We start from the raw sequence: 23475 nt of genomic DNA, 5'->3' as shown, positions 1-23475 counted from the left end.
GGCATGACCGCTCGCACGCTGAGCGCCGCTGTGTCCCACGTGGGGCGCATCCGCGCGAACAACCAGGACTCCGGCTACGCCGGGGCGCACCTGTTCGCGGTGGCGGACGGCATGGGCGGCCACGCCGGCGGTGACGTCGCCTCGGCCATCGCGATCCGACGCATCCGCGAGGTCGACCGCGAGTTCCCGTCGGCGCACGACGCCGAGTTCGCGCTGCAGTCGGCGCTCATCGCGGCGAACCAGCTGATCACCGAGACCGTGTTCGAGCACCAGGAGCTCACCGGCATGGGCACCACGGTGTCCGCGATGATCCGCGTCGGCGAGCAGATCGCGATCGCGCACATCGGCGACTCCCGCATCTACCGTCACCGCGACGGCGAGCTGCAGCAGATCACGTCGGACCACACCTTCGTCCAGCGGCTGGTCGACAGCGGCCGGATCACGCCGGAGGAAGCCGCGGTCCACCCGCGTCGCTCCGTGCTGATGCGCGTTCTGGGTGACGTCGATGCGGCACCCGAGGTCGACACGGCCATCATGGACATCCAGCCGGGCGACCGCTGGCTGCTCTGCTCCGACGGCCTGTCCTCGTACCTGGCCGAAGAGCGCATCCGTCACGCCCTGGCGTCGAACATGGACGCCAACCAGGTCACGCAGCGCCTGGTGAAGGAGACGCTCGACCACGGCGCCCCCGACAACGTCACCGTCGTGGTGATGGACGTCACGGACACCGAACCCGAGGACGACGACGACGCGGCCACCACGGTCGGTTCCGCCGCGGCACCGCTCACCTTCGAGGCGTCGACCGGCCGCAAGCCGATCCGCCTCCCCACGATCCTGCTGCACCCGCTCAAGGTCACCACCGCCCCCGAGGACTCGCACTTCGAACCAGAGTCCGACCAGTTCTTCGCCGAGCTCATCGCCGAGGACCGCCGACGCCGCATCCGTCGTCGGGTGTCCTGGACCGTCGCGCTCGTGGTCGCCGTCGCCGTGCTCGTCGGCGCGGTGTTCGTCGGCTGGCGGATCACGCAGGACCACTACTACGTCGGTACCGACCGGGGCACCGTCGCGATCTACAAGGGCGTGCAGCAGTCGATCGGGCCGTTGGCGCTGTCGGACGTGTACGAGGACAGCGACATCACGGTCTCGTCGCTGCCGGACTACACCCGCGAGAACGTCCGCTCCACGATCAACGCGCAGTCGCTCTCCGACGCCCGTGACATCGTCGAGCGCCTGCGCAAGGCCGCCGCGACCGGTGAGGACCAGGCCGGCACCGGTGGGGACGGCGACGCCAGCTCGTCCCCGTCGCCCTCGCCGACCCGATCGCCGTCGCCGAGCCCCACGCGGAGCGCGCGATGAGCAACGCCACGGCCGCCCAGTCCTTCACCCAGGCGATCACGATCAAGCTCCGGGAGCCCGCTCGCGCGCGGAACCTCGAGCTCTTCCTGCTCGTCATCGCGTGCGGCATCTGCGCGGGTGCGATGGTGCTCGTGCAGCTCGGCACCAAGGGCCGGCTGTTCGACCAGTCGGTGCTCTGGGTCGGCGGTGGCATCCTCGGCCTCGCGCTCGTCATGCACGTGGTGCTGCGCGTCGTGGCGAAGAACGCCGACCCGTTCATCCTGCCGATCGCGCTCGTCCTGAACGGCATCGGCATCGCGGAGATCTACCGCATCGACGTCCACAACGGCCTGTCCGGCTGGGACGCCATCGGCGTGAAGCAGATCGTCTGGACGATGCTCGCGATGGTCCTGGCGATCATCACGCTCGTCGCCGTCCGCAACCACCGCTTCCTGCAGCGGTACCGCTACATCTTCATGGCGCTGACCATCGTCCTGCTGCTCCTGCCGATGCTGCCGGGGATCGGCACGAACATCGGTGGCGCGCGGGTCTGGATCAAGATCGGCCCGTTCTCGTTCCAGCCCGGTGAGCTCGCGAAGATCACCATGGCGCTGTTCTTCGCCGGGTACCTCGTCACCGCCCGCGACTCGCTGTCGATCGTCGGCAAGAAGTTCCTCGGCATGACGTTCCCGCGTGCCCGTGACCTCGGCCCGATCCTGGTCATGTGGGGCGCCGCGATGGCCGTCCTGGTGTTCCAGCGCGACCTCGGCACCGCCCTGCTCTACTTCGGCCTGTTCCTCGTGATGATCTACGTGGCCACGGCACGGATCAGCTGGGTCGCGATCGGTCTCACGCTGTTCATCGGTGGTGCCCTCGTCGCACAGAGCGTCCTGGAGTACGTCCGCGGCCGCTTCGAACAGTGGCTCGACCCGTTCAACCAAGAGGTCTTCAGCCGCGACACCCAGGCGAGCTACCAGCTCGTGCAGGGCTTGTTCGGCTTCGCGAACGGCGGGATCACCGGCACGGGGCTCGGGCAGGGCCGGCCGTACATCACGCCGGTGGCCAACGCCGACTACATCGTCGCGTCGCTCGGTGAAGAGCTCGGCCTGATCGGCGTCTTCGCGATCCTCGCCCTCTTCATCGTGTTCGCCTCGCGTGGCATCCGCGTCGGGTTCATGGCGCAGGACGACTTCGGCAAGCTGCTCGGTGTCGGCTTCGGCTTCATCATCGCCCTGCAGGTGTTCGTCGTCGTCGGTGGCATCACCCGGATCATCCCGGTGACCGGTCTGACCACGCCGTTCATGGCCGCCGGTGGTTCCTCGCTCATCGCCAACTGGATCATCGCCGCGATGCTGCTGCGACTCACCGATTCCATCCCAGCCGAACAACGCGTCCAGCAGGGCGCGATCCCCGCCGCGAGCGGGCGGTCTGCGCGCGCGACCAGGAAGGAGCGTCGTCGATGAACCGACAGCTCCGCGGTGTCTCGACCGTCATCGTGCTCATGTTCGTCGCACTCTTCGTGTCGACGACGTCGATCCAGTTCTTCGCGGCCGACTCGTTGCGGGCCGACTCCCGGAACTCCCGAACCATCTTGGACAGTTACTCCACCAAGCGTGGCGCGATCCTCGTGGACGGCAGCCCGATCGCCGAGTCGACCCCGGTGGACGACCAGTACCAGTACCAGCGCAAGTACACGAACGGCGACCTGTACTCCGCGGTCACCGGGTACTTCACGATCGGGCAGGGCAACACCGGCATCGAGAGCGCGGAGAACACCGTGCTCTCGGGCAACTCGGACGCCTCGTTCTTCCAGAACCTCAACTCGATCCTCACCGGCCAGGACGTCCAGGGCGACAACGTCAACCTGACCATCGACCCGGACGTGCAGCAGGCCGCGTACGACGCGCTCGGCACCAACAGCGGCGCCGTCGTCGCGATCCAGCCGAAGACCGGCAAGATCCTCGCGATGGTGTCGAAGCCGAGCTACGACCCGAACTCGCTCACCTCGCACGACACGGCCGAGGTCAAGCGGCAGTACGACGCGCTGCTCGGGGCCGACACCGCCCCGCTGCAGAACCGTGCCATCGGCGGCGACCTGTACACCCCCGGATCGGTGTTCAAGCTCGTGGTGGCCTCGGCGGCACTCGAGGGCGGCAAGTACAACCTCGACTCCACGTTCCCGAACCCGTCGCGACTGCAGCTGCCCGGCACGAGCTCGTACATCAACAACGCCGAGGGTGGCACCTGCGGCGGCGGCGACAAGGTCAAGCTCCGCACGGCGATCCAGTACTCGTGCAACATCCCCTTCGCCGAACTCGGCCAGAAGCTCGGGTACGACGCGATCAAGAGCATGGCCGACAAGTACGGCTTCGGCGACGCGATCGAGATCCCGATGGCGGCGACCGCCAGCCAGTACCCCGACGTCGACTCGACGGCCCAGCTCATGCTGAGCGCCTTCGGCCAGGCGAGCGTCCGGGTCTCCCCGCTGCAGATGGCGATGGTGTCGGCCGGGATCGCGAACGGCGGCAAGGTCATGCAGCCCTCACTCGTCGACTCGATCACCACGAGCGACCTGAAGACGGTCGAGTCCTTCTCCCCGAAGCAGTACAGTGATCCGCTGTCGTCCTCCGAGTCCGCTGACCTCACCGAGGCCATGCAGAGCGTCGTGAGCGCGGGGACCGGTACCAATGCCAAGATCGACGGTGTCGACGTCGCCGGCAAGACCGGCACGGCCGAAGGTGGCACCGGCGATCCCTACACGCTCTGGTTCACGGGGTTCGCCCCCGCCAAGGACCCGGAGGTGGCCGTCGCGGTCGTCGTCGGCAACGGCGGCGGGCTCGGGCAGTCCGGAGTCGGCAACACGGTCGCGGCCCCGGTCGCGAAGAAAGTCATGGAGGCGGTGCTGAACAAATGAGACCCACCAGCGGACTCACCTTCGGTGGGCGGTACCAGCTCTCCTCCCGGGTCGCCATCGGCGGCATGGGCGAGGTGTGGCAGGCGACCGACCTCGTCATCGGCCGAACCGTCGCACTCAAGATCCTCAAGGACGAGTACCTCGGTGACCCCGGCTTCCTCGAGCGCTTCCGCGCCGAGGCCCGGCACGCTGCCCTCGTCAACCACGAGGGCATCGCCAACGTCTTCGACTACGGCGAGGAGGACGGCAGCGCCTACCTCGTGATGGAGCTCGTCCCCGGCGAAGCCCTGTCGACCATGATCGAGCGCGAGCACACGCTCCCGGTCGACAAGGTGCTCGACATCGTCGCGCAGACCGCGAACGCCCTGCAGGCCGCACACGCGGTCGGCCTGGTGCACCGCGACATCAAGCCCGGCAACCTGCTCATCACGCCCGACGGCCGCGTCAAGATCACCGACTTCGGCATCGCCCGCATCGCCGACCAGGTCCCGCTCACCGCGACCGGTCAGGTGATGGGCACGGTGCAGTACCTGTCGCCCGAGCAGGCGAGCGGCCACCCCGCCTCGCCGTCGACCGACATCTACTCGCTCGGCATCGTCGCGTACGAGGCCCTGGCGGGTCGTCGTCCGTTCACCGGTGAGTCGCAGGTCGCGATCGCGATGGCGCACATCAACGAGCAGCCGCCGCCGCTGCCCGGGGACATCCCCGAGCCGGTCTCGGCCCTGGTCATCTCGTGCATCGCGAAGAAGCCGGCCGACCGTCCCGCGACGGCCGCGAACCTCGCACGCGCCGCACAGGCGCTCCGTCGTGGTGACGTCGCCGCAGCCACCGTGGCCGTCCCCGCGATCGCGCAGAACGGCACCGTCGCGTTCAACCCGCCCCAGGGCCAGGGGAACGACGCCGCGACCGCACTCCTCGGTACCCAGGCCGGAGCGATGGCCGGCGGACCGGGCACCCCCCGCTCGCCCGTCTCCGACGAGCCCGAGGAACCGAAGAAGAAGCGCGCCTGGATCTGGTGGGTCGTCGGCATCATCGTCGTGCTCGCCATCGCCGCCGGCGCCGCGTACGCCCTGAACGCGAACAACGCCCCGGAACCCGAGCCCACGAAGTCCTCGAGCACGCCGAAGCCGACCCGGACGCCCACGCAGACCCCGTCCCCCGAACCGACCGAGACCCGCGTCACGGTCTCGGCGGCGGACTACCAGGGGCAGAACGCCGAGCAGGTCGCGAACCAGCTCCGCGCCCGGGGCCTGCAGGCCGAGGTCGTCGCCGGGTCGAACGCCACGTCGTCCGACCAGGTCGGGACCGTCGAGTCGCTCAGCCCCGAGGGCAGCCTGGCCCCCGGCACCCTCGTCACCGTCAAGGCGTTCGGCGACGTGCTGACCGCAGCGGCGCCCGAGCGTGCCACCGGCGGGACCGTCAGCGAGTCCGGTCGTGTGACCTTCAGCTGGCCCGCGTACACGAGCTGCCCCGCCGGGTACTCGGACGTCAGCTACACGTACACGATCGACAACGGCACCGTCCCCTCGAACGGCAGCAGCTCCGGCTCCACCTCCGGTACCGCGGTGACCGTCGCCGGCGCCCAGTACGGCAAGGTGACCCTGTCGTACAAGGTGACCTGCAAGTCGCCGCAGTCCGATTCCTCGGTGGTCTCCGCGTCCTCGCCGGGCGCGCAGGTCGAGTGGACCGAGCCCACGGACCAGGAGACGACCAACCCGGACGACGGGATCAACCCCACCGAGACCCCGCAAGACGACCTGTGAACGACCCCCGGACGGGGACTGTCGACACCGTTCGGTAACGGTTCGGTCGACCCCTCCCTGACCAGCGTCTCACCAGGTGGTGCTGCCGTACACTAGCCCGGACGAACAGACGGAGGAGTACGTGCCAGAAGGTGTGACCGCGGGGATCACGCTCCTCGCCAATCGCTACGAGATCGGTGACGTCATCGGTCGGGGCGGCATGGCGACCGTGCACCTCGGCAACGACACCCGCCTCGGCCGCAAGGTCGCGGTGAAGCTCCTCAAGCCGAGCCTCGCCAACGACCCGGCCTTCCGCACGCGGTTCCGGCAGGAAGCCCAGGCCGCTGCACGCATGGCGCACCCCACCGTCGTCCGCGTGTACGACGCCGGCGAAGAGACGGTGTCCGAGCCGTCGGGCGCCGAGGTGCAGGTCCCCTTCATCGTCATGGAGTACGTCGAGGGCCGTCCGCTCTCCGACATCATCGCCGAGGGCGCCGTCGCCCCGGACGAAGCCGTGCGCATCACCGAGGGCATCCTCACCGCGCTCGAGTACTCGCACCGTGCGGGCGTGGTCCACCGCGACATCAAGCCCGCCAACGTCATGGTCACCCACACCGGCCAGGTCAAGGTCATGGACTTCGGCATCGCCCGGGCCATCACCGACACCTCGGCGACGGTCGCGCAGACCACGTCGATCCTCGGCACCGCCTCGTACTTCTCACCGGAGCAGGCCCGCGGCGAGACCGTCGACGCCCGCACCGACCTCTACTCGACCGGCGTCGTGCTCTTCGAGCTCCTCACCGGTCGCGCACCGTTCCTCGGGGACACCCCGGTGGCGGTCGCCTACCAGCACGTCAGCGAGCAGCCGGTCGCACCGTCGACGATCTCGCCCGACGTGTCCCCGGCCCTCGACGCCGTGACCCTCCACGCCCTGGTCAAGGACCGCACGCGCCGGTTCCAGAACGCGGCCGAGTTCCGCTCGGACCTGCAGCAGGCCGCAGCCGGCCGGGTGCCCGCGTCGACGAAGAAGCAGCAGCAGAACGCGGCGAACGACGCCTCGACCGTGCTCTTCGGCGTCGACCCCCGCACGACGACCAACGCCGCATCGGCGTTCCGCGAACTCGACGACGACACCGCCGAGCACCGACCGCAGCGCACCCAGAACCGACCTCCGGTCGCGTGGATCTGGGTCGGCATCCTGCTCACCGTCGCGGTCATCGTCGCCGTGGTGTTCTTCGTCGCGAACCTGCAGCCGGGCAAGCCGCCGGTGTCCTCCTCGGTCAGCGTGCCCAACGTGGCGGGTTCGACCTACAGCGCCGCGGCCAGCGCCCTCGACAAGAAGGACCTCAAGCCCGTCAAGGTCGAGGAGAACTCCGACAGCGTCGACAAGGGCACGGTCATCCGGACGGACCCGGGCTCCGGGGTGAACGTCGGGCGCAACCAGAACGTCAACGTCGTGGTCTCCCTCGGGCCGGAACGCGTCCCCGTGCCCGAACTCAACGGGCAGTCGCAAGCGGCAGCGCAACAGTCCCTCGACGACGCCGGATTCCGTCTCGGCGCGATCTCGAGCGACTACTCGGCCGACGTCCCCGAGGGCACCGTACTGAGCTCCGACCCCGAGTCGGGTTCCCTGCACACCAAGGGCATCGTGATCAACCTCACGATCTCCAACGGCAAGGTGCAGCTGCCCGACGTCACGCAGCAGCAGTACTCGGCGGCGAAGGCCACCGTCGAGCAGCTCGGGCTCACCGTGAACCCGGCGCCGTCCTACTCGTGCACCGGCGGACTCGTCACCCAGCAGGACACCCCTGCCGGAGACGTCGCCCAGGGCAGCGCTGTCACGCTCACCTACTGCGCGCGAGCTGCGGCGCCACCGAAGGCACCGTCGTCGAACAACGACAACAACGACAGCGGCGGCAACAGCGGGAACAACGATCGCGGTGACGACCAGGGTGACGACGGCCGCTGAGCCGACCGTCTCCTGACGCGACCGTCCTGACGGACGGGTGACGGGCCTCCCGTCCGTCCTCCGTGCCTACAGGTACGTTTGCTCGTCGCCTCCGCTCCTGACGGCCTGGAGGCACGGCGCCCGCCCGCAACCGAACGCACGTCACGCAGATGGTCCGGCCCAGTGTCCGCGAGACGCCGTCGTGTCAGCAAGACGCCCCCGAACGGACGAGACGCCGCCGGATCCGGCGGCGTCTCGATGACACGACGGCGTCTGCCGCCACGGAACGTTCGTCAGGCGCGGTGCGTCGCGATGAGCGGCCCGAGGTCGGCGGCGCGTTCGGCGGCTCCCGACAGCCCGGTGGTCTCGAGCCAGTTGCCGACCATGCGGTACCCGCCCTCGGTCAGGACCGACTCCGGGTGGAACTGCACGCCGAACACGGGGTGCGCCCGGTGCTGGACACCCATGATGACCCCGCCCTCGGTCCGCGCGGTCACGGTGAGCTCGTCGGGGACGGTGCCGTCGACGATCGCGAGCGAGTGGTACCGCGTGGCCGTGAAGGGGTGCGGGACGCCGGCGAAGAGCGCGCTGTCGTCGTGGTCGACCTCGGAGGTCTTGCCGTGCATGAGCTCCTCGGCGTGCGTGACCGTGGCGCCGAGCGCCTCCGCGATGGCCTGGTGTCCCAGGCAGACACCGAGCAGCGGGGTCTCGGCAGCGATGGCCGCGTGCACCGTGGGGATCGAGACGCCGGCAGCCGCCGGTGTTCCCGGACCGGGCGACAGGAGCACGCCGTCGTACTCCGCGATGCGGTCGGCGATCTCGGACTCGGGGAAGGCATCGTTGCGCACGACGTCGGTCTCGGCGCCGAGCTGCTGCACGTACCCGTTGAGCGTGTAGACGAAGCTGTCGTAGTTGTCGACGACGAGGATCCTGGTCATGGCGGTTCACCGTACTCGTGGGGGATGTGTGCGGCGGTCCGCGGGCCGATCCACACACGTGGTCACGGTAGGATACCGGCCATGGCCAAGGACAAGGACCGCACCAAGCCCGCCCGGACGACCCGAGCTGACTCGGTCGACACCGCGGGGGACGCCCCGAACCCGGTGTGGTTCAAGCCGGTCATGTTCGGCTTCATGCTCATCGGTCTGGTGTGGGTGATCGTCTTCTACATCTCGAACGCCACGCTGCCGGTTCCGAGCCTCGGCTCGTGGAACATCGTCGTCGGCTTCGGCATCATGTTCGTCGGCTTCCTCATGACCACCCGCTGGCGCTGACCCCCAGCCCGCTGTTCTCCCGACGCCCGTCGCACCGCAAGGTGCGGCGGGCGTCGTCGTTCTCCACAAGCTCGAGCGCTCCTGGAACGCACATCCTCGAGGATCCCGCCGTTCTCCACACTTTTCCCCACTCTCCACACCGTCATCCACATCCTGACCCCGGAGTTATCCACAACCGATTCCACAGTGGGGATAATCACACTGGTGTAACTCACCGTCTTTTCCACACCTGTGGATAACCCCCAGTGCCGCTGTGGACAGCTGTGGACGAGCAGGACGCGGGCAGCCCTGGGAACGACGAACGCCCCGCCGCAGTGCGACGGGGCGTTCGGGGAGCGTTGTGGCGGTGTCAGCCGATCGTGACCGCGTACCCGACAGCGGTGAGCGCGATGCCGAGCACCGCCGCACCGATGATCAGCGCGATCTGCAGCGGACGCTTCCGGATGTTGCGCGTCTGTGCGAAGACGAAGCCCATCAGGAAGCCGCCGATGATCCCGCCCACGTGCGCCTGCCACGAGATGTTGACTCCGGGCAGGAACCCGATGACCAGGTTCAGTCCCATGAGCACGAGGAGCTGCACGGCGTTGTTCCCCAGGCTGCGCTGCAGCACGAAGAACGCGGCGAACAGCCCGAAGATGGCACCCGAAGCACCCAGCACGGTCGTCCCCGGCGCCAGGAAGGTGACGAGCATGGACCCGAAGATCCCCGTGATGAAGTACAGCGCCACGAACCGCCAGGTGCCGAGCATGTTCTCGAGCATGCGACCGAAGATCCAGAGCGCCCACATGTTGAACAGGATGTGGAAGATGCCCGAGTGCACGAACAGCGAGGTCACCACACGCCAGGGCTGCGTCGGCAGCAGGAACGAGTTGTAGGCGAGCAAGCTCGTGAAGAACCGCCCGCTGACCTGGTCGAGCAACCAGATCGCCACCGTGATCGCCACGATGACGGTGGTGCCCTTCTGGTCGAGCATGGCGAAGCGCCGCCGAGCGACCGTGAACCCGCTGGGGGCTCCGGACGCTCGGCGGTTCGCTGCGAACTGTGCGCGCTGTTCACGCACGCACTCCGGGCAGTGCACCCCGACTGCCGCCGGCGTCTGGCACTCCGGGCAGATCGTCCGCCCACAGCGCTGGCAGAGCACGAAGCTCTGCCGGTCCGGATGCCGGTAGCAGGTGTTGTTCGGGTTGTACGCCTGGTCGGTCACGTGCTGGTCAGACGCCTTCGACGTCGATGCTCTGGATGACGACGTCCTCGACGGGCTTGTCACGACCGTCGGTCGGGACGCCCTCGATCGCGTCGACGACCGCGCGGGACTCGTCGTCGGCGACCTCACCGAAGATGGTGTGCTTGCCCTGCAGCCACGGCGTCGCCACCGTGGTGATGAAGAACTGCGAGCCGTTGGTGCCGCGGCCGCCCTGGATGCCGGCGTTCGCCATGGCGAAGATGTAGGGGTTCTGGAACGTGAGCTCCGGGGAGATCTCGTCGTCGAAGCGGTACCCGGGGCCACCGATGCCCTGGCCGAGCGGGTCGCCGCCCTGGATCATGAAGTCCTTGATGATGCGGTGGAAGATCACGCCGTCGTAGAGCTTGTCGGTCGAGACCTTGCCCGTGCCGGGGTGGGTCCACTCCTGCTGGCCCGTGGCGAGGTCGACGAAGTTCTTGACGGTCTTCGGTGCGTGGTTGCCGAACAGGTTGACGCGGATGTCGCCCTTGTTGGTGTGGATCGTTGCGACAGCGGTGTGCAGAGACATGTTCCGATTCTCGCATGTACTCCTGACCGCGGACGGATTGCACAGCTGCGGTTCCGTGACCTGTCAGGCAGTGTGGTGGCAGGATGGGGTCACGCCGATCCGATGGAGGTACCAGATGACGACGATCGAGATCCCGCGAAAGCGTCGGAAGCAGATCAAGAAGCTCAAGGGCCAGACCGCCTCGCTCCTCGGCGAGCAGCGCAAGGTCCTCGAGCACGCGAACGCGATCCTGGCTGAGGCCCGGTCGAACGCCGCGGACGCAGCTCGCAAGGACATCGCACCCCGCGTGCAGAACGCGATCGACAACGGGATCCGTCCCGCGTTCGCCACCGGCGTGCACGCTGCCACCTCGGCAGCGCAGAGCGCTTCGCACAAGTTCCAGTCTGAGGTGGTCCCCGGACTCGTCTCGACCGCTGGCTCGGTGCTGAGCGTGACCGACCTCGCGAAGGACCCCCGGGTCAAGAAGATCGTGAAGAACGCGCAGAAGAAGAGCAAGAGCGCGAAGAAGGCTGCCGCGAAGTACGTCCCGTCGCAGCAGAAGAAGGGTCTCGGCTTCGGCGGAGTCGCACTCATCATCGTCGGCGTCGTCGCCGTCGCCGGTGCTGCCTACGCCGCGTACCAGACGCTCCGCGCCGACGACGACCTGTGGGTCGCCGACGACGCTGACACGGCGGAGAAGCCCGCCGCCTGACCTCCCGGTTCGTACGAAGGGCCCCGGCTGCTGCCGGGGCCCTTCGTCGTTCTCCGGGCACGTGATCCGTGCACCGGCCGGCCGCCTGCTCTGAACGCGCCCACCCACGGACCTGGAGGCCCGCGCCGGCCTGGCCCCGCGCCTCCCGTCCGCCATGCGCTCACGCAACACCCCCGGGGCAGCCACCGAGAGGTCACAACCTGTCGTCCGGAGGACGCGCAGACGACAGTTCCAGCCACCTCGGCGAACCGCACGCGGCATGTCGCGACCACTCGAGAAGATGCCGACCCCACGGCGAGTGGAGGTCCCAGCCATCGCGGAGCGGCGCGTCGCCGAAGGCACGCAGACCCGCACGACGACCGAGCCGCCCGCGACGATCGCGCCGCAGGGGCGGCGGCGCGCATGGGCACAGAACGAAGCCCCTGGGAAGACGACGGAGTCGGCAACCAGGGGCTGATGCGAGTGGAGCCTGGGAGAATCGAACTCCCGACATCCTGCTTGCAAAGCAGGCGCTCTACCAACTGAGCTAAGGCCCCGAGTGCCACCGAGGTGATCGGTGACGGGATGGAATTGTCGTGCTGTTCCGGAGAACTGGTGGGGCTACAAGGACTTGAACCTTGGACCTCTTCGTTATCAGCGAAGCGCTCTAACCGCCTGAGCTATAGCCCCTCAGACCGGATGAAAGCCTACCGTACGATCCCGCCGGAACGAAATCGAGCAGTGGGCCCATCCGGCCCGGGTGTGTCAGTTGTTCGTGAAGCCCACGAGCAGACCGCCCGTGATCCGAACACTGAGGTTGTAGAGCACGCTCACGATGGCGCCGAGCACGGTGCCGACGACCACGTTGAGGATGCCCACGACGATGGAGAACCCGAGCACCTGGCCCAGCGAGAACTGGTCCATGATCGAGTAACTGTTCTGCCCGGTGACGTCCTTCAACAGGGCGTCGACCTGGGTGAACACACCCGTCTGGTTGAGGATGACCCACACCAGTGCCGTGGCGACCACGATCACGATGCTGCCGGCCAGGGCGATGAGGAAGCTCAGCTTCACCATCGACCAGAAGTCGACGTAGACCAGTCGCAACCGCACCTGGCGGGTGCCGACGGGTCGCTTCGCCTTCTTCTGGAGCTTCTCGGCGACACTACTCATTGCTTGACTGGTCCTCTCCGGCCTCGTCTGCGACGGGCTCGGTGTCGATGGGATCAGTGGAATCCGGGGCCGCTTCGGCTGGGCTGACCGTCTCCACCGGGCCCGCGGGCTCGATCTCGGCGTCGTCCTGGTCGTCCAGGTTCCGCTCGGTGTTCCGGGCCACCGCGATGATCCGGTCGTTCTCCGCGAACCTCGCGAAGACGACGCCCATCGTGTCACGGCCCTTGGCAGGGACCTCGGCCACGGCAGACCTTACCACCTTGCCCGATTGCAGCACGACGAGCACCTCGTCGTCCTCACCGACGATGAGAGCGCCCACAAGATCGCCTCGATCGAGCGCCAGCTTGGCCACCTTGATGCCCAGACCACCACGGCCCTGCACCCGGTACTGGTCGACCGCGGTGCGCTTGGCGTAGCCGCCCTCGGTCATCACCCAGACGAAGCCGTCGTCGGAGACGACCCGGGCCGCGAGCAGCGAGTCGCCGTCGCGGAAGGACATGCCCTTCACGCCCGAGGTCGAGCGACCCATCGGACGCAGGGTGTCGTTCGTCGCCGTGAACCGGAGCGACATGCCCTGGCGGGACACCAGGAGCAGGTCGTCGTGCTCGTCGACGAGCAGCGCTTGCCGGAGCTTGTCGCCGTCGCGCAGGTTGATCGCGATGATGCCGCCGGTGCGGTTCGTGTCGTACTCGGTGAGCGCGGTCTTCTTGACCAGACCGTGCTCGGTCGCGAGGACGAGGTACTGCGCGACCTCGTAGTCGCGGATGTCGAGCACCTGCTGGATCTGCTCGTCGGGCTGCATCGCGAGCAGGTTCGCGACGTGCTGGCCCTTCGCGTCGCGGCCGGCCTCCTGCAGCTCGTACGCCTTGGCGCGGTAGACCCGGCCCTGGTCGGTGAGGAACAGGAGCCAGTGGTGCGTCGTCGTGACGAAGAAGTGCTCGACGATGTCGTCGGCGCGGAGCTGGGCGCCGCGGACACCTCGGCCGCCGCGGTGCTGCGAGCGGTACTGGTCGCTGCGCGTGCGCTTGACGTAGCCACCGCGGGTGATGGTGACGACCATCTCCTCTTCGGGGATCAGGTCTTCCATCGACATGTCGCCGTCGTAGCCGAACATGATCTCGGTACGGCGGTCATCGCCGAAGCGGTCGACGATCTCGCTCAACTCGTCGCGGATGATCGAGCGCTGGCGGCTCTCCGATCCGAGGATGTCCTGGAAGTCGGCGATCTTGCGCTCGAGCTCCTCGGCCTCGTCGTGGATCTTCTGACGCTCGAGGGCGGCGAGACGACGGAGCTGCAGCTCGAGGATCGCGCGCGCCTGGATCTCGTCGACGGACAGCAGGTCCATCAGGCCGGTGCGGGCCTCTTCGACGTCGGGCGAGCGACGGATGAGCGCGATGACCTCGTCGAGGGCGTCGAGCGCAGCCAGGTAGCCACGCAGGATGTGGGCGCGCTTCTCGGCCTCGCGCAGCCGGAACTGCGTGCGGCGGACGATGACGTCGACCTGGTGGGCGACCCACGCCGAGATGAAGCCGTCGAGCGGCAGGGTGCGGGGCACCCCGTCGACGATCGCGAGCATGTTCGCGCCGAAGTTCTCCTGCAGCTGGGTGTGCTTGTACAGGTTGTTCAGCACGACCTTGGCGACGGCGTCACGCTTCAGCACGATGACCAGGCGCTGCCCGGTGCGACCGGAGGTCTCGTCACGGATGTCGGCGACACCGGCGAGCTTGCCGTCCTTGACCAGCTCCGCGATCTTGATCGCCAGGTTGTCGGGGTTGACCTGGTACGGCAGCTCGGTGACGACGAGGCAGGTGCGACCCTGGATCTCCTCCACTGAGACGACAGCACGCATCGTGATCGAACCACGGCCGGTGCGGTAGGCGTCCTGGATGCCCTTGGTACCGAGCACCTGTGCACCGGTCGGGAAGTCCGGGCCCTTGATGCGCTGCATGAGCGCGGCGAGCAGCTCTTCACGGGTGGCGTCGGGGTTGTCGAGCGCCCACTTCGCGCCCTCGGCGACCTCGCGCAGGTTGTGCGGCGGGATGTTCGTGGCCATGCCGACCGCGATGCCGACCGAGCCGTTGACGAGCAGGTTCGGGAAGCGGGCCGGCAGGATCGCCGGCTCCTGGGTGCGGCCGTCGTAGTTGTCCTGGAAGTCGACGGTGTCCTCGTCGATGTCGCGGACCATCTCGAGCGCGAGCGGCGCCATCTTCGTCTCGGTGTACCGCGGGGCCGCGGCGCCGTCGTTGCCCGGCGATCCGAAGTTGCCCTGGCCGAGCGCGAGCGGGTACCGGAGCGACCACGGCTGCACCAGGCGGACGAGGGCGTCGTAGATCGCCGAGTCACCGTGCGGGTGGAACTGGCCCATGACGTCACCGACGACGCGGGAGCACTTCGAGAACGCACGGTCCGGGCGGTAGCCGCCGTCGAACATCGCGTAGATCACACGGCGGTGCACCGGCTTGAGGCCGTCGCGGACCTCCGGCAGGGCACGACCGACGATGACCGACATCGCGTAGTCGAGGTACGAGCGCTGCATCTCGAGCTGCAGGTCGACCTGCGAGATGCGGTCACCGGAGACGACGATGTCCCCACTGTCGCCGTGGACGATCTCGGGCTGCTCGTCGGCGCCGTTCTCGTTGTCGTCAGCCATGTGGCTTCGTTCCCTTTCTGGACAGCCTGGAGGCTGTGGTTCCGTTGGTCGCGCCGGGCGCGACCACAGGTGGTCAGGACTGGTCGACGCGGCTCACGCCGCGCCTCCTGGCCGTTAGATGTCGAGGAAGCGGACGTCCTTGGCGTTCTGCTGGATGAACTGGCGACGCGCGTCGACGTCCTCACCCATCAGCGTCGAGAAGGTGCTGTCCACCGCAGCCGCGTCCTCGAGCGTGACCTGCAGGAGCGTGCGGGTGTCCGGGTTCATGGTGGTGTCCCAGAGCTCCTTGTAGTCCATCTCGCCGAGGCCCTTGTAGCGCTGGATCCCGTTGTCCTTCGGGATGCGCTTGCCGGCTGCGAGGCCGGCCTGCATCAGGGCGTCGCGCTCCCGGTCGCTGAACACGTACTCGTGCGCCGAGTTCGACCACTTCAGGCGGTACAGCGGCGGCTGCGCGAGGTACACGTAGCCGTGCTCGATGAGCGGACGCATGTAGCGGAACAGCAGCGTGAGCAGCAGCGTTGTGATGTGCTGGCCGTCGACGTCGGCATCGGCCATCAGCACGATCTTGTGGTACCGGGCCTTGTCCGGGTCGAAGTCCTCACCGATGCCGGCACCGAACGCCGTGATCATCGACTGGATCTCCTGGTTGGCGAGGGCGCGGTCGAGCCGGGCCTTCTCGACGTTCAGGATCTTGCCGCGCAGGGGCAGGATCGCCTGGGTCATCGGGTTGCGGCCCTGCACGGCGGAACCGCCGGCGGAGTCACCCTCGACCATGAAGATCTCCGACACCGTCGGGTCCTTCGACTGGCAGTCCTTGAGCTTGCCGGGCATGCCGCCCGACTCGAGCAGCCCCTTGCGGCGGGTGGTCTCGCGCGCCTTGCGAGCGGCGAGCCGCGCCTGCGACGCCTGGATCGCCTTGCGGACGACGTCGCGTGCCTGCGTCGGGTTGCTCTCGAACCAGTGGGTCAGCTCGGTGCCGACGACACGCTGCACGAACGACTTCGCCTCGGTGTTGCCGAGCTTGGTCTTCGTCTGCCCCTCGAACTGCGGCTCGCCGAGCTTCACGGAGATGACGGCCGTCAGCCCTTCGCGGATGTCGTCACCCGTGAGGTTGTCGTCCTTCTCCTTGATGATCTTCGTCTCGCGCGCGTAGCGGTTGACGAGGGTCGTGAGCGCGGCACGGAAGCCCTCTTCGTGGGTGCCGCCCTCGTGCGTGTTGATCGTGTTCGCGAAGGTGTGGACGCTCTCCTGGTACGAGGTGTTCCACTGCATCGCGACCTCGAGCGCGATCTTGCGCTCCGGGTCCTCGGACTCGAAGCCGATGACGTCCGGGTGGACGAGGTCGGCCTTCTTCTGCGCGTTGATGTACTCGACGTAGTCGGCGAGACCACGCTCGTACATGAAGGTGTCGTTGCGGGCCTCTTCCCCTTCTTCCGGGGCGCGCTCGTCGCGGAGGTTGATCCGCAGGCCCTTGTTCAGGAAGGCCATCTGCTGGAATCGCGTGCGCAGCGTCTCGTAGTCGAAGACGACGGACTCGAAGATCTCGGCGTTCGGCCAGAACGTGATCGTCGTGCCGGTCTCGTCGGTCTCTTCGTCCTTGGAGACGGGCGCGACGGGCACACCGTCGGTGTAGCTCTGGCGCCAGACGTGGCCCTGGCGACGGACCTCGACGTCGAGCTCGGAGCTCAGCGCGTTCACGACCGACGAACCGACGCCGTGCAGACCGCCGGAGACGGCGTAGCCGCCACCGCCGAACTTGCCGCCGGCGTGCAGGACGGTGAGGACGACCTGCAGGGTCGAGACCCCCTCGGCCGCGTGGACGTCGACCGGGATGCCACGGCCGTTGTCGACGACGCGGACGCCACCGTCTTCACGGATGCTCACGTCGATGGTGTCGCAGTACCCGGCGAGGGCTTCGTCGACGGAGTTGTCGACGATCTCCTGGACCAGGTGGTGCAGACCGCGGGGGCCGGTCGAACCGATGTACATACCGGGGCGCTTGCGGACGGCCTCGAGCCCCTCGAGCACCTGAATCTGGTCTGCGCCGTAGGACGGTTCGCTCTGCGGGGTCTCCGCGCCGAGCGGGTTCTGCCGGTCGTCTTCAGATTCTGCTGCCATGTCGAGCGTGCTCCTGCCTGCGCGCGGAACGCCCGCGCACTGCACCTCCCAGTCTACCGCAGAGCCCCCTCTTTCGAGGGCTCATCTGCCCCGCAGACGGGCTTTTCTGGCACTCCAGGATGATTTCGTCGCCTCAACCGTAGGTGTCGCGAGGACCGCGCCCCTGGACCGTCCTGGGGCCGCGTTTCCACGTGGGGGCGTCCGGGCCGGAAACCCTGATCGACTCGACCCCGGCTTCGGGGTGCCGTTCCGCGATGGTCGTCGTGACCGTCGCACGCATCAGTCGGAGCTGGGTCGCCCAGGCCGTCGAGTCGCACCGGATGACGAGTGCGCCGTCCTCGATGGTGACCGGTCGGGAGTGCTTCGCCAGCTCCTCGCCGACGACGCTCGGCCAGTCCACGAAGAGCTCGGAGCGGGCGAGGGGTTCGGTCCAACCGAGTTCCTGGGCGAGCGAACCGACGATGTCCGCGAGGCCCTTCGGCTCGCGGCCGCGCCCGTACGGCACGGTGTCGGCGTCGAACTCGCGGGCACGGCGGCGGCGGGCATCGGTGCCGCGCTTGGACGGGTCGCCGAACACCGCGCGCAGGTGGCGGTACACCTGCGAGGGTTCGGTGGGCTTGCGGGGCTTCGGCATCAGGCGTCGGCTTCGGTCGGGTCCGTCTTGCTGTCCGCATCCGTCGGCTCGGTCGCGTCCGTCGCGTCCGTCGCCGGACTGGAGGCCCGGGTCGCGTCCGCCTCGTCGGTCACGATCGTGCCCGCCTCGATCCGCACGGTGTGCGCCGCCAGCTTCCCGGGCACGTCACCGAAGACCGCGGCCGTGATGAGCACCTGCTCGTAGTCGGCGACAGCGTTCGCCAACCGTTCCCGCCGCGATTCGTCGAGTTCGGCGAAGACGTCGTCGAGGATGATGATCGGGTCGCCCAGGTTCGACTCGGCGCGCAGGATCGAGGCGCTCGCGAGCTGGATGGCCAGCGCGAAGGACCAGGATTCGCCGTGACTCGCGTACCCCCGGGCCGGTAACCCGTTGAGTTGGAACAGAACGTCGTCCCGGTGCGGTCCGATGAGGGTGAGCCCGCGGTCGAGTTCGTCCCGGCGACGGCGCTCGAGGGCGGCCGCGAACGCTTCGGCAGCCGACGCGACCGTGACGGGCTCGTCGGGGGTCCCGAGCACGGGGTCGGTCGCCGCCGCGGACTCGGGGTCGCCACCGCGGATGGACAGGACGCCGGTGATCGAGGCGTCGTGGTGTTCGCCGGCGACGGTCGCGTAGGCCTCGGCCACGAAGGGTGCGAGCCGCCGGGTCAGGTGGTCACGCGCCGCGACGATCTCGGCGCCGAGTCCGACGAGCCGGTCGTCCCAGACGTCGAGCGTCGACAGGGCGTTCGCCTTCGCGCCGGTGGCACGGGCTGACTTGAGCAGGGTGTTCCGCTGCCGGAGCGTGCGGTCGTAGTCGGCGAGCACGCCCTGCATCCGCGGTGCGATCTGGCCGAGGAGCTCGTCGAGCATCCGGCGTCGCCCGGCCGGCTCGCCCCGGACGAGCGCCAGGTCCTCCGGAGCGAAGAGCACGCTCGTGCAGTAGCGCGGCAGCTCACGTGGCTTGATCGCCGACCGGTTCACCTGCGCACGGTTGGCACCGGTGCGGTTGATCTGCACCTCGGCGAGGATGCTGCGGTCCTCGTGCGCGAGACGAGCCCGGACGATCGCGGCGTCGCATCCTTGACGGACGAGCGCTGCGTCGGTGGGGACGCGGTGCGAGCCGAGGGTGGAGAGGTACCCGATCGCCTCGACCAGGTTGGTCTTGCCCTGTCCGTTGCGCCCGACGAACAGGTTCGGCCCGCGTGCGAGGTCGACGTCCGCCTCCCGGTAGTTCCGGAAGTCGGTCAGTTGGAGATGGTCGACGTGCACGCGGGCCGAGTCCGGGTTCCCCCGGGAAGTCCTACGACTTCTTGACGGCGTGACCGCCGAACTGGTTGCGGAGCGCCGCGACGGCCTTCATCGTCGGCGAGGCGCTGCCCTGGCGCGAGACGAAGCGCGCGAAGATCGACGCCGAGAGCGCCGGCATCGGCACGGCGAGCTCGATGCCCTCTTCGAGCGTCCAACGGCCCTCGCCCGAGTCCTCGACGTAGCCCTCGAGCTCGTCGAGCTTCGGGTCCTCGTTCAGCGCGAGCACCATCAGGTCGAGCAGCCAGGAGCGGACGACCGTTCCGCGCTGCCAGCCGGCGAACACGGCGGGGACGTCGGTGATCAGGTCCTTGGCCTCGAGGAGCTCGTAGCCCTCGCCGTACGCCTGCATGATCGCGTACTCGATGCCGTTGTGGACCATCTTCGCGTAGTGGCCGGCGCCGATCGGGCCGGCGTGCGAGAAGCCCTCTTCACGGGGGCCCTCGGGGCGCAGCGCGTCGAACACGGGCATCGCGAACTCGACGTCCGCGGCGTCACCGCCGACCATGAGGCCGTAGCCGTTGTCCTTGCCCCAGACGCCACCGGAGACGCCGACGTCCATGTAGCGGATGCCGCGCGCAGCGAGCTGCTCGGCGTGCGTGGTGTCGTCCAGCCACTTCGAGTTGCCACCGTCGATGACCAGGTCGCCCTCGCCGAGGACGCCGGCCAGGTCGGTGATCACGTCGTCGGTGATCTTGCCGTGCGGGACCATGACCCACACGAGACGCTTGCCCTCCGGGAGGGCAGCGGCGAGGGCGCCGAGGTCGGCGACGTCCGAGACGGCGGGGTTGGCGTCGTACCCGGTGACCTCGATCCCTGCGTTGCGGAGACGGGCACGCATGTTGTTGCCCATGCGACCAAGGCCGACAAGACCGATGTGCATGATTTCCTCTTCTGTTCGTCGTCGCGCTGATGCTGCCGGTGGTGTGCGCCAGCGCAGGTTGCCTGTTGCGCCTATCGCAGCAGCAGGTTCGGCTGCAGCAGGTACCGGTATCCATCGGTCGCTGCGGCCTCTTGCGAAGTCTGGCCGGTGATCAGCACCGGGCCCGGCTTGTTGGGGTTCTCCGTCTTGGTGAAGGAGATGCGGACGAACTCGGAGTGCACCGCGTTCAGTCCGTCCAGGAGGAAGGCGGGCTTCAACGAGACCACCGTTTCCTCGCCGGTCAACAACGCACTGATCGACTCTGACGCCTGCGCTTGTTCGGATCCGATCGCCTCGAGCGTGAGCCCGTCGACCGTGAAGGAGAACCGGAGCGCCGCTTCGCGCTCCAGGACGAGGGAGACCCGTCGGACCGCCTCGACGAGCTCCGCGGTGTTGATCACGGCGTGGTCGTTGACGGTCTCGGGGAAGAGCCGGCGGACCGGCGGGTAGTTGCCCTTGATGAGCAACGACGTCACGGTCTTGTCGTCGGCGTGGAACGCGATGAGCTCGCGGTCGGAGTTGCCGCTGATCGACACCGACACCGTGGACGCCGAACCGAACGTGCGGCCGACCTCCTGCAGGGTGCGGGCCGGGACCAGTGCGTGCAGGGGGTCCGAGCCGACTCGGCCGGAGTCCCACGCGATGGTGCGGACGGCGACGCGGTAGCGGTCCGTCGCGATGAGGGAGAGGTCGTTGTCGCCGACCTCGAGCTGCACGCCCGTGATGACGGGGGTGACGTCGTCGCGGCTGGCGGCAACGGCGACCTGGGACACCGCTTCGGAGAACGCGTCGCCGGGGATCACACCGGTCTGCGGGCCGATCTCCGGCAGCGTCGGGTACTCCTCGACGGGCATGGACAGCAGCGTGAAGTGCGCCGACCCGCAGGAGACGGAGATCTTGGCGTCCTCGGTGGTGAACGACACGGGGGCGTTCGGCAGCCGGCTCGCGATGTCGTTGAGCAGTCGACCGGAGACCAGGACCGTGCCCGGCTCGTCGATCTGGGCCGAGATGGACGTCTGCGCCGAGACCTCGTAGTCGAACGACGAGAGCGTCAGACGATCGCCATCGGCGTGGATGAGGACGCCCGACAAGATCGGGAGGGTCGTGCGCTGCGGGAGGAGCTTCACTGCGAAGGAGACGGCTTCGGAGAAGACGTCCCGGTTGACCTCGAACTTCACAGCTGGAACCCCTGTCGATCGGCTTGGACTGTCCGGCCGCCCCATTCTGGCACAGGCGGACGGGGGCCGGATTTCTTGTCATCCCGCCGTCCACAAGGTTGTCCCGCAGAGATTGATCGTTAACCAGGAGTAATGGTGTTAACGCCTGTGCACACTGTGGATAACCCTGTGCATCCCGCTCCGCAGTAGGGAACTACACGGTTGTGACTTGTGAGCGGTGTGTGAGCGTTAACGGGATGAATGAATCTCATCTATCCACTTCCATCCCCAGTCTCCACAGGTGACCCCCCACCTGTGTACAACCGGGCGGCGTGTCCTCCACAGTTATCCACAGGCTATCCACACTGTGAGAAGTCCGGCCCATGGAACCGTCTCAGATGGTGGATGGGGCCGGGAACGGGCCGATCTCAGCGGTAACGGCGGTCCTGCTTGATGCGGCTGGTGAGCTCTGTGACCTGGTTGTAGATCGACCGACGCTCCTTCATCAGCTCGGTGATCTTCTTGTTCGCGTACATCACCGTGGTGTGGTCGCGGTTGCCGAACAGCTGCCCGATCTTGGGCAGGGACAGGCTCGTCAGCTCGCGGCACAGGTACATCGCGATCTGTCGTGCCGTGGCGATCGCCTGGGAGCGGGACGACCCGTACAGGTCGTCGACGGAGAGCTTGAAGTACTCCGCGGTGTGGTTGATGATGTCCGTCGGCGCGACGACGTTGTCCTCGTCGAGGGTGATCAGGTCCTTGAGGACTGTCTGCACCAGGGCCATGTCCACGGCCGTCCGGTTCAGGCTCGCGAACGCGGTGACCCGGATCAGGGTGCCCTCGAGTTCGCGGATGTTGCTCGACACCTTCGACGCCATGAACTCGAGGATGTCGTCGGGCACCTGCAGGTGGTCGGACTGTGCCTTCTTGCGGAGGATCGCGATGCGCGTCTCGAGCTCGGGCGCCTGCACGTCGGTGATCAGGCCCCACTCGAAGCGCGATCGCATCCGGTCCTCGAACCCGGTCAGGTGCTTCGGCGCGACGTCGGACGTGATGACGACCTGCTTGTTGTGGTCGTGCAGCGTGTTGAACGTGTGGAAGAAGGCCTCCTGCGTGGAGTCCTTCCCCTGCAGGAACTGGATGTCGTCGATCAGCAGGATGTCGATGTCGCGGTACCGCTGCTGGAACTGGTTCGAGCGGTTGTTCGCGATCGAGTTGATGAAGTCGTTGGTGAACTCCTCGCTCGACACGTACCGGACGCGGATCCCCGGGTAGAGGCTCTCGGCGTAGTGCCCGATGGCGTGGAGCAGGTGGGTCTTGCCCAGCCCGGAGTCCCCGTAGATGAAGAGCGGGTTGTAGGCCTTGGCCGGTGCCTCGGCCACGGCCACCGCTGCGGCGTGGGCGAACCGGTTCGACGACCCGATGACGAAGTTGTCGAAGTTGTACTTCGGGTTGAGTCGCGACTCGGGCCGACCGCTGGTGCCGGGAGAGTCGATCTGGCTCGGGACGAACGGCGCCTCGATGTACTGGCGCGGAGCGGCACTCTGCTCGACGGCTTCCTGCACGGGCTCGGCGTACTCGGGGACGTTCGGGTCCACCCGCGGCTCCGACGCCATGTCCGGGTTGACGGTGATGGCGAAGTTCGCGACCGAGTCGTCACCGATGCGACCGACCGCCTCGGTGATCGGGATGCGGATGCGCTGTTCGAGCATGCCCCGGGTCAGGTCGTTCGGGACCTCGAGGTACAGGGTGCCGGCGAGCACGCCCTTCGGCTCGACCAGGTTCAGGAACCCGTGGAGCTGCGGCGTGATGCGGGGGTCCTCGGCGAGGAGTCCGAGTACGGATGACCAGAGGTCCTCGACGGGGTCGGCCGGCATCGTCAT

The 23475-nt window shown here is 67.9% G+C and carries 18 protein-coding genes and 2 tRNA genes; 7 read left to right on the top strand and 13 right to left on the bottom strand.

The window, feature by feature from the left end; genetic code table 11:
* The first annotated feature begins 3 nt into the window (after positions 1–3).
* The 5 genes from DEJ08_RS00100 (at position 4) to pknB (ending at position 7960) form a co-directional block, all read left to right on the top strand.
* Complete coding sequence (locus DEJ08_RS00100; RefSeq protein ID WP_111032512.1) at positions 4–1356, top strand: Stp1/IreP family PP2C-type Ser/Thr phosphatase; 1353 nt, start codon at positions 4–6, stop codon at positions 1354–1356.
* Positions 1353–2798, top strand: coding sequence for an FtsW/RodA/SpoVE family cell cycle protein (locus DEJ08_RS00095; protein ID WP_071404142.1), 1446 nt, complete (start codon positions 1353–1355; stop codon positions 2796–2798). The genes DEJ08_RS00100 and DEJ08_RS00095 overlap by 4 nt, the downstream gene beginning before the upstream one ends.
* Positions 2795–4249 carry a peptidoglycan D,D-transpeptidase FtsI family protein gene (locus DEJ08_RS00090; protein ID WP_110863675.1) on the top strand — a complete coding sequence of 485 codons (1455 nt, stop codon included), beginning with the start codon at positions 2795–2797 and terminating at the stop codon, positions 4247–4249. The genes DEJ08_RS00095 and DEJ08_RS00090 overlap by 4 nt, the downstream gene beginning before the upstream one ends.
* Positions 4246–6012 (top strand): serine/threonine-protein kinase, encoded by a 1767-nt coding sequence (locus DEJ08_RS00085; protein ID WP_111053618.1) that lies wholly within the window; start codon positions 4246–4248, stop codon positions 6010–6012. The genes DEJ08_RS00090 and DEJ08_RS00085 overlap by 4 nt, the downstream gene beginning before the upstream one ends.
* A gap of 121 nt (positions 6013–6133) precedes the next feature.
* On the top strand, positions 6134–7960 hold the full coding sequence (gene pknB, locus DEJ08_RS00080; protein ID WP_258366971.1) for a Stk1 family PASTA domain-containing Ser/Thr kinase: 1827 nt from the start codon (positions 6134–6136) through the stop codon (positions 7958–7960).
* A gap of 272 nt (positions 7961–8232) precedes the next feature.
* On the opposite strand, the gene DEJ08_RS00075 is transcribed toward pknB, so the two are convergent.
* Entirely contained in the window at positions 8233–8877 is a 645-nt protein-coding gene (locus tag DEJ08_RS00075; protein WP_111022494.1) for an anthranilate synthase component II, read from the bottom strand.
* A gap of 81 nt (positions 8878–8958) precedes the next feature.
* Here DEJ08_RS00075 and DEJ08_RS00070 point away from each other — a divergent pair, with 81 nt between their 5' ends.
* Complete coding sequence (locus DEJ08_RS00070) at positions 8959–9213, top strand: cell division protein CrgA (RefSeq protein ID WP_071404137.1); 255 nt, start codon at positions 8959–8961, stop codon at positions 9211–9213.
* A gap of 349 nt (positions 9214–9562) precedes the next feature.
* Here the strand turns inward: DEJ08_RS00070 and DEJ08_RS00065 are convergent, their stop codons facing one another.
* Together DEJ08_RS00065 and DEJ08_RS00060 are read right to left on the bottom strand one after the other, a co-directional pair.
* On the bottom strand, positions 9563–10417 hold the full coding sequence (locus DEJ08_RS00065) for a rhomboid family intramembrane serine protease (RefSeq protein ID WP_111028834.1): 855 nt from the start codon (positions 10415–10417) through the stop codon (positions 9563–9565).
* Positions 10418–10424: 7 nt separating this feature from the next.
* Positions 10425–10964 carry a peptidylprolyl isomerase gene (locus tag DEJ08_RS00060; RefSeq protein WP_027466924.1) on the bottom strand — a complete coding sequence of 180 codons (540 nt, stop codon included), beginning with the start codon at positions 10962–10964 and terminating at the stop codon, positions 10425–10427.
* 115 nt (positions 10965–11079) lie between these two features.
* On the opposite strand from DEJ08_RS00060, the gene DEJ08_RS00055 reads away from it, so the two are divergent.
* Positions 11080–11655, top strand: coding sequence for a hypothetical protein (locus tag DEJ08_RS00055; protein ID WP_051597033.1), 576 nt, complete (start codon positions 11080–11082; stop codon positions 11653–11655).
* Positions 11656–12118: 463 nt separating this feature from the next.
* Here DEJ08_RS00055 and DEJ08_RS00050 read toward each other — a convergent pair.
* The 10 genes from DEJ08_RS00050 to dnaA all read right to left on the bottom strand — a co-directional run bounded on the left by DEJ08_RS00050 (position 12119) and on the right by dnaA (position 23475).
* Positions 12119–12191: transfer RNA gene (locus DEJ08_RS00050), tRNA-Ala, on the bottom strand.
* A gap of 56 nt (positions 12192–12247) precedes the next feature.
* A tRNA-Ile gene (locus DEJ08_RS00045) sits at positions 12248–12324 on the bottom strand.
* A gap of 75 nt (positions 12325–12399) precedes the next feature.
* Positions 12400–12807 (bottom strand): DUF3566 domain-containing protein, encoded by a 408-nt coding sequence (locus DEJ08_RS00040; RefSeq protein ID WP_027466922.1) that lies wholly within the window; start codon positions 12805–12807, stop codon positions 12400–12402.
* Positions 12800–15457 (bottom strand): DNA gyrase subunit A, encoded by a 2658-nt coding sequence (gene gyrA / locus DEJ08_RS00035; RefSeq protein ID WP_071404135.1) that lies wholly within the window; start codon positions 15455–15457, stop codon positions 12800–12802. The genes DEJ08_RS00040 and gyrA overlap by 8 nt, the downstream gene beginning before the upstream one ends.
* A 114-nt stretch (positions 15458–15571) precedes the next feature.
* Entirely contained in the window at positions 15572–17575 is a 2004-nt protein-coding gene (gyrB, locus tag DEJ08_RS00030; RefSeq protein ID WP_071404134.1) for a DNA topoisomerase (ATP-hydrolyzing) subunit B, read from the bottom strand.
* A 133-nt stretch (positions 17576–17708) separates the two neighbouring features.
* Positions 17709–18209, bottom strand: coding sequence for a DciA family protein (locus DEJ08_RS00025; protein ID WP_027466919.1), 501 nt, complete (start codon positions 18207–18209; stop codon positions 17709–17711).
* Positions 18209–19477 carry a DNA replication/repair protein RecF gene (recF, locus tag DEJ08_RS00020; RefSeq protein WP_111053620.1) on the bottom strand — a complete coding sequence of 423 codons (1269 nt, stop codon included), beginning with the start codon at positions 19475–19477 and terminating at the stop codon, positions 18209–18211. Before recF ends, DEJ08_RS00025 begins: the two co-directional genes overlap by 1 nt.
* Positions 19478–19508: 31 nt before the next feature.
* Positions 19509–20396, bottom strand: a complete 888-nt coding sequence (gene gnd / locus DEJ08_RS00015) for a phosphogluconate dehydrogenase (NAD(+)-dependent, decarboxylating) (protein WP_071404132.1) — start codon at positions 20394–20396, stop codon at positions 19509–19511.
* A gap of 71 nt (positions 20397–20467) precedes the next feature.
* The gene (dnaN, locus tag DEJ08_RS00010; protein WP_027466916.1) at positions 20468–21613 is read right to left on the bottom strand and encodes a DNA polymerase III subunit beta; all 1146 of its coding nucleotides are present in this window, start codon (positions 21611–21613) and stop codon (positions 20468–20470) included.
* Positions 21614–22020: 407 nt separating this feature from the next.
* The gene (dnaA, locus tag DEJ08_RS00005) at positions 22021–23475 is read right to left on the bottom strand and encodes a chromosomal replication initiator protein DnaA (RefSeq protein WP_071404155.1); all 1455 of its coding nucleotides are present in this window, start codon (positions 23473–23475) and stop codon (positions 22021–22023) included.

Origin of the sequence: Curtobacterium sp. MCLR17_054 (assembly GCF_003234335.2) — a bacterium.
GTDB lineage: Bacteria > Actinomycetota > Actinomycetes > Actinomycetales > Microbacteriaceae > Curtobacterium > Curtobacterium flaccumfaciens.
The sequence above is the reverse complement of the archived record's forward strand: the minus strand, read 5'-3'. Positions and strand labels throughout refer to the sequence as shown.